Source organism: Streptococcus intestinihominis (assembly GCF_046824975.1).
Classification (GTDB): Bacteria; Bacillota; Bacilli; order Lactobacillales; family Streptococcaceae; genus Streptococcus.
Map to the genome: position 1 here is coordinate 201,186 of NZ_JBKQBL010000001.1, position 7,103 is coordinate 208,288.

General features: G+C 44.5%; 5 protein-coding genes. 4 read left to right on the top strand and 1 reads right to left on the bottom strand.

Features of this window, described 5'->3' with window-relative positions; genetic code table 11:
- The 4 genes from ACLOR3_RS01040 to hutG all read left to right on the top strand — a co-directional run.
- Positions 1-416 (top strand): HutD family protein (locus ACLOR3_RS01040; protein ID WP_412036903.1); only part of this gene is annotated, 416 nt, incomplete at its 5' end.
- A gap of 20 nt (positions 417-436) precedes the next feature.
- On the top strand, positions 437-1,765 hold the full coding sequence (locus ACLOR3_RS01045) for an APC family permease (RefSeq protein ID WP_411400031.1): 1,329 nt from the start codon (positions 437-439) through the stop codon (positions 1,763-1,765).
- Between the two features lie 229 nt (positions 1,766-1,994).
- A complete protein-coding gene (gene hutH / locus ACLOR3_RS01050) occupies positions 1,995-3,536 on the top strand; it encodes a histidine ammonia-lyase (protein ID WP_411400032.1) in 1,542 nt (513 codons plus the stop codon).
- An 87-nt stretch (positions 3,537-3,623) separates the two neighbouring features.
- Positions 3,624-4,610 carry a formimidoylglutamase gene (hutG, locus tag ACLOR3_RS01055; RefSeq protein ID WP_125374498.1) on the top strand — a complete coding sequence of 329 codons (987 nt, stop codon included), beginning with the start codon at positions 3,624-3,626 and terminating at the stop codon, positions 4,608-4,610.
- Between the two features lie 102 nt (positions 4,611-4,712).
- Here the strand turns inward: hutG and ACLOR3_RS01060 are convergent.
- Positions 4,713-7,103, bottom strand: a 2,391-nt coding sequence (locus ACLOR3_RS01060) for an ATP-binding protein (protein WP_412036904.1), incomplete at its 5' end; no start/stop codon positions are given.

A 7,103-nucleotide genomic window follows, 5' to 3' on the forward strand; every position in this document is an offset into this window, starting at 1 on the left:
TTTCCGATCTCACTGGCTACCACCGAATCTTGATGCCTCTGACTTCATCGATTACACTCACCCATCAACATCAAGAAGTGCTTTTTAAGCCATTTCAAAGCTACTTCTTTGACGGGGGAGATCCCGTATCTAGCCAAGGGACCTGTCAAGATTTTAATCTAATCTATAAACCTTCCTATCAGGGGCATATGAGTGCTATATCCCCAAAAGAAAGTGTCACGAGTCAGAGTCGCTATCAATGGATCTATGCTCTCTGTCCACTAACACTTGAATGGAAAAAGGGACAATCCTACTCCCTCCAAACTCACGAGCTCCTGTTTATCGAACAAGCATCTCCTCTTCAAGAGATGACAATCACGTTTTCACCCCATCAGTCTGGGGAGCAACCGATTGCTATCTGGACTGCGCTAAAATAATGTTTAAAAGGAGAGACATTATGAACGGAGCACATAAACAGTCGATTGAGGAACAAGAAAAAGCGAAATTCAGCTTTAGCGGTGCCACTCTATACGGTATCAATGCCGTGATCGGATCTGGTATCTTCCTCTTACCTCAAAAAATTTATGCCGGTTTAGGACCAGCTTCTCTAGCTGTCATGTTCGGGGTAGCTGTTCTCGTCATGCTACTATCAGCCTGTCTGGCTGAAACGGCTGGCTACTTCGACAAAAACGGTGGAGCCATGCAATACTCAAAAGCAGCTTTTGGAGACTTCGTCGGCTTTAACGTCGGAATTCTCGGTTGGGCCGTTACTGTCATTGCTTGGGCTGCCATGTTAGCCGGTTTTGCTAAGATCTTCATCATTACTTTCCCAGCATTCGAAGGCTATAACCTACCGATTAGTATCGTTATGTTGGTTCTCTTAAGTCTGATGAACATTGCCGGTCTGAAAACATCTAAGATGTTCACTCTGACAGCTACTGTTGCAAAATTAATCCCTATTGTCCTCTTCTCGCTCTTTGCCATCTTCTTTATTTCTGGCGGCGTGAGCAAGGGCAACTTCACACCTTTCCTCCAATTGGAAAGCGGTTCAAATCTCTTTAGTGCTGTTTCGAGTACTGCCGTCTACATCTTCTACGGATTTATCGGATTCGAAACCATGTCCATCGTTGCAGGGGAAATGCGTAACCCTGAAAAGAACGTTCCCCGTGCTATCTTGGGATCCATCAGTATCGTATCTGTCCTCTACATGTTGATCATTGCTGGAACAATCGCCATGCTTGGTGGTCATATCATGCAAACAGACGCACCTGTACAAGATGCATTTGTTGAAATGATTGGCCCTATCGGAGCTCCTCTCGTTTCTTACGGTGCCCTCATTTCAATCGCCGGTCTAAACATTGGTGAATCCATCATGGTTCCTCGTTTCGGTGCGGCCCTAGCAGACGAAAAACTCTTGCCAGCAGGTCTTGGAAAAACAAACTCTAAGAATGCTCCAGTCGTAGCCATTATCATTTCCGGTGCCTTTGCATTCTTACTCTTGTTATCTGGCTCTTTCGAATCATTAGCAACTTTCAGTGTTGTCTTCCGTTTCTTCCAATATATTCCAACTGCTTTGGCTGCTATCAAACTTAGAAAAATGTACCCAGACAAAAAGGTTACCTTCCGAGTGCCATTTGGTCCTGTTATCCCAATTTTAGCTGTTGTCATCAGTATCTTGATGATTGCAGGGGACAATCTAATGAACTTTGCATGGGGAGCTATCGGTCTAGTGATCGCTAGTGGGCTCTATTTCGTTTTCCACGGTGATAAACTACCTAAGAAATAAAACAGTCCTCACCAATTCTATTTACACACTAGATGGGAACTTAAGCGGGAGCAAAGCTCACTTTTGCTCCCTAGCCCATCTAAGAATCCACGAATATCAAACCTGAGCTCTTTTCTCTAAAACTTCTTTTAATTATCCTAAGAGTAATAGACAATGGGCTCACGTTTGGTATTCAAACCGAAGTAAACACATCTACTTCTACAGATCAATTCATAATCGGAGGTTTTATATGACTCAATTGATTCATTTAGATGGTAATAGCTTAACACTCGAAGAAGTCATCGCCGTCGCTCGCCACGGAGCCCAATGTGAGCTTGATGAAAATGCAAAAGAAGCTGTCATCGCATCCCGTAAAATTGTTGATGATATCGTCCGTGAAAAACGAGTCGTCTATGGTGTAACCACTGGATTTGGCTCCCTCTGTAATGTCAGCATTTCTCCAGAAGATACTGTCCAACTGCAAGAAAACTTGATTCGTACCCACGCATCTGGTTTTGGTGATCCACTTCCAGAAGATGCCGTTCGCGCCATCATGCTCATCCGGATCAACTCTCTCTTAAAAGGCTATTCTGGCATTCGTCTGTCAACTGTTGAAAAACTATTAGAATTGCTTAACAAAGGAGTGACTCCTTATATTCCAGAAAAAGGATCACTCGGAGCTTCCGGAGACCTTGCCCCCCTTTCTCATATGGTGCTCCCAATGTTGGGACTTGGACACGCCTACTACAAAGGTCAACTCTTGAGCGGTCAAGAAGCTCTCGACCAAGCTGGTATTGAAAAGATTCAATTGGCTGCCAAAGAAGGGCTTGCTTTGATCAATGGTACGACTGTCCTAACCGGTATCGGCGCTCTTGCGACTTATGATGGTATCCAATTGCTCAAACTGTCTGACATTGCCGGTGCTCTCTCAATGGAAGTCCACAATGGTATTACCAGCCCATTTGAAGAAGACCTTCATACTATCCGTCCTCAAAGTGGGCAATTGGCAACCGCTCGTAATATCCGTAACCTCCTTGAAGGAAGCAAAAACACAACCGTTGCGACCCAACAACGGGTACAAGATCCTTATACACTCCGTTGTATCCCTCAAATCCATGGAGCCAGCAAAGACTCTATTGCTTATGTAAAAACAAAAGTTGAAATCGAAATCAACTCTGTGACAGATAACCCAATCATCACCAAGGAAGGACACGTCATCTCCGGAGGTAACTTCCACGGTGAACCAATGGCACAACCATTTGACTTCTTGGGTATTGCCCTTTCTGAGATCGGAAACGTATCTGAACGTCGGGTGGAACGCTTGGTCAACAGCCAGCTTAGTAAATTGCCATCCTTCTTGGTCAAACACCCTGGCCTCAACTCAGGCTTCATGATTACGCAGTATGCTTGTGCTTCTCTTGCATCTGAAAACAAAATCTTGTCTCACCCAGCCAGCGTTGACTCTATCCCATCTTGTGAAAACCAAGAAGACTTCGTCAGCATGGGAACAACAGCAGCACGTAAAGCAGCTGAGATTCTCAAGAATTCACGCCGCATCGTTGCTACTGAAATTATGGCAGCCTGCCAAGCCTTGGATCTCAAACCAGAAAATCATGAACTTGGTAAAGGTACAAAACCAGCCTATGACATGATTCGCAGCAAGGTGGCCTTCATTGAATTTGACAAGGACATCGAAATCTTTGAAGAACTCAATAAGGCATCTGCCGTTGTTGAAAGTGAAGAATTCTTAGCAACCATCGAAAAAGCAGTTGACTTAAGCATTCAATACTGATACAGTAAGGATACAGCAGAAAAAGGCTGAGAAAATTTCTCAGCCTTTCCCTTTCTAGCCTAATACAAACAAACGGAGGCATGTAACGTGCTTAGAGATTATTACCCAATGACTTACAGTTATTACCAAGGCAGTATTGAAGACAATCCTTATACTGCCAAATGGGGAATGCTGACAAAGTTTTTGGATTTGAACGATGAAACCTTGACTCCTTTTGAAGAAGTCACCTTTGGAATCCTTGGTTTTAAAAGCGATAAAGGAGTCTATATCAATAACGGTCGCGTCGGTGCCGTCGAAAGTCCTAATGCTATTCGAACCCAACTCGCTAAACTTCCTTGGCACTGGGGCACCAACGTCACAGTTTTTGATGTCGGAAATATCGATGGTCCCAATCGTTCTCTTGAAGATTTGCAAGAGAGCCTCTCTCTAACTGTCAAACGGATGTTGGAGTTAAATATTCAACCAATCGTCCTCGGTGGAGGGCATGAAACGGCTTATGGCCACTACCTGGGCCTCAAATCCTCCTTGCAACCAGATGAACAATTGGCTGTCATCAACCTAGATGCTCACTTTGACCTGCGTCCTTACGACCAAACTGGTCCCAACTCTGGAACAGGATTTCGCCAAATGGCAGACCACGCAAAAGAAGAGAGCAAAGATTTCCCTTACTTAATCTTGGGTATTCAGGAACATAGCAACAACCTGTTCCTATTCAACTATGTGGCAAAAACACCAAGCATTGATTTTTTAACAGGTCAAGATCTCTTCCGGATGAGCCACCAGGCTATTCTTGATCGGATTGATCAATTCTTAGAAAAACAGACAGCGGTTTACCTCTCCATCGATATGGACTGCTTTGCCGTCGGTTCTGCCCCTGGCGTCAGCGCCATCCAGTCACTTGGTGTGGATCCAAAACTAGCCCTAATGCTACTCCAACACATTGCTGCTAGTGGCAAACTGATTGGCTTTGATATTGTGGAAGTTTCCCCTCCTCATGATATTGACAATCATACCTCCAACCTTGCTGCAACCTTTATCTTTTACCTGACCCAAATCTTGTCTCAACAAAAATAAGATTCAAAACCTCTCTAACATACGAAAGGCTTATCAACATCCAGCCATTGGGTGTTGATAAGCCTTTTTTTATTCTTCCTTCATGACATTTGATGAGCTACACTAAAGGTTTTTTAATCTCTTGAGGAAGGGACGGTCTCTATACGGAGTCAGGTATTGCTCTGCCAGTTTCTTGTAGTAATTCTTATCTTCTTTCAAGAAAGCGCTCAAAGCAGGAACCAATTGCTCTCCTTGCTCCTTCTGGGCCGATAGGAAAGCCAAGAGATAATAAACCATCCCCTTGTCTCGTGCATTCGTCGTTTGCTTCATGGTTCCTTCTTTACGAGCCAGGTAAGTTGCCACCTTCTCTTGCTCTCCGAAATGACAGGCGATTAAGGCTTGATAAAATCCGAGCAATTCTTCCTTCCAAGGGAAGCGAACGCTGGACAAAACCTTTTGAGCCCTGTCAAAATAGAGGCGAGCTTGGACCAAGTCTCCCTTCCAATAGTAGGCAATCCCAAGATCGATTTCAAACACCACTCGGACTGAATCAACAGATTGATCTCCCACCAAGCGTAGGACCTCTTCCAAATGGGTGACAGCTACTTGAAAATGCCCTCTCACTTGCTCTATTTCAGCCAGGTAGGCTAAAGATGCTGCAATTTGAATGGCATACTTGGCCTGCATGCTATTGGTCAGACTAAAGCAATCAATGGAGCGATAGAGGTGGCGGGTCGCCTGCTCCTCATCCCCTACCATCAAATGGTACAACCCCTTCAAGCGTAACTGAATCGCAATCGCTTCATGGTTGTTGGCCTGAATCGCATCTTCTAAAGCCAAATCTGTGTAATAGGCCATTTCAGAAATATTTTCTGTTTGAATGCAATAATAAATGATTTGCCGGTACCCTTCTAAAAGGAAGTCGAGCCGTTTGAGTTCCCGCGCATAGGAGATGACCTTTTGAATATCATGAATCCCCTTTTGGTACTCACCACTTCGAATGAAGTATCGCCCCTCTAGATACAAGTAGCGCAGTTGCAAATACTTGTAGTCTCTATCTTTTTGGTGTCGCGAAAAAAGCTGATCCAGTTCTCGACGAAGACGAGAGAGTTCCCCAAAAATGTCCAAATGGCTATTTTCACCATCTGATACTACTCCCTCTTCTCCCTTGGAGTATATTGGGAATAGTTCATGTTCCAACTGGAGGATTTCTTCTAAGTAGGTCAGCTCAAAAGACAAGGAACGCAAGTGATTTTGGGACTGCTTGTATTGGTAAGCTATTTCCTTATAGAAGAGCAGGTCTGTCGAATCTTCTAAGGTTTCTTCCAGTTTTTGCGCGATTTGTTGATGGAAGAGACGCCGTCTGGCTGGTGACAGGAGTTGGTAGAAGTACATGGCTACCAATTGCTTGCAAAATTGGACCAAGAGATCCTCCCCTTCCTCCACTATTGAGATGATTCCTCTTTGAGCTAAAGGATCTAATAATGCAGTTAAAACTGAAAGATCTGTAGCTGTCAAATCGGCCAAGATAGACATGGATATCGGCTTATGAAAACAAGACAAATAATGAAGAAGGGACTCCTCTTCACTGCTCAAGTCACCCAGCTCTTGAGACAGATAGGCTTGAATGATATCAGGTAAGGGCTCTAAACTTTCCTTCTCTTTCCACTCCTCTATATAGCTGGACAACAAGAAGGGACTACCTTCACTCCACTCCATCATTTGCTCGATCAGGGCTGGTTCTATCTGCCCCAGTTGCCCTTGCAAGAGTAATCTACTTTCACTCGGATCAAAATTGGTCAACTCTAGCTGGGACAACCGTCTCTCGACTTTTAAACTCCCAAAGAAGGTGACCAAGAATTCCGGCAAAGGCCCCTCAGCTGTAACAATCAGTTGCCATCTTTCCCCGCTACTTTTCTCCTCCAATTGCTTTACTTTATTGAATGAGGTTGCATCCATCCACTGGGCATTTTCAAGCAGAATCAGGAGAGGTTTTTCTTGGCTGAGTCTTTGAAGGTGCTTCCGGACAGCAGGGAGATTGTCCGCTTTTCCTAGAGGAGGAGCTTCCAAGCCCCCACTCACTTTCTCTAGGGAAGCTTTGAGGTCGTCCCAGATCCCTCCTTCTTCTTGGCGACTTCCGACTTTGCCTTCCAGCTTGACAAAGCTAAAACTACGATTGGACATCAAGACCAATTGACGCAATAAACGTTTTTTGCCTGTTCCAGATTGCCCCATGACCAAGAGAGGGCCAACCGCTTCCCCCTTCTCTACTAAGGAGAGGTATTCTTCCAGTTGGGACAGTTCTTGTTTGCGACCAAAGAAAGGGAGTTCTCGGACATTCACACGATTGCTCTGCTTACGGGTGCGTTTAGCTTCCAAAACAGAATGATACAGTTCTTCTATCACTCGACTGGGACGAACATTCAGCTCACGATCCAATAAATCAACCAGCTTGTAATAGGTCTCAAAAAATTTCCCCAGCTGGTGATGGACTCTATAATACTCCATCAAGAG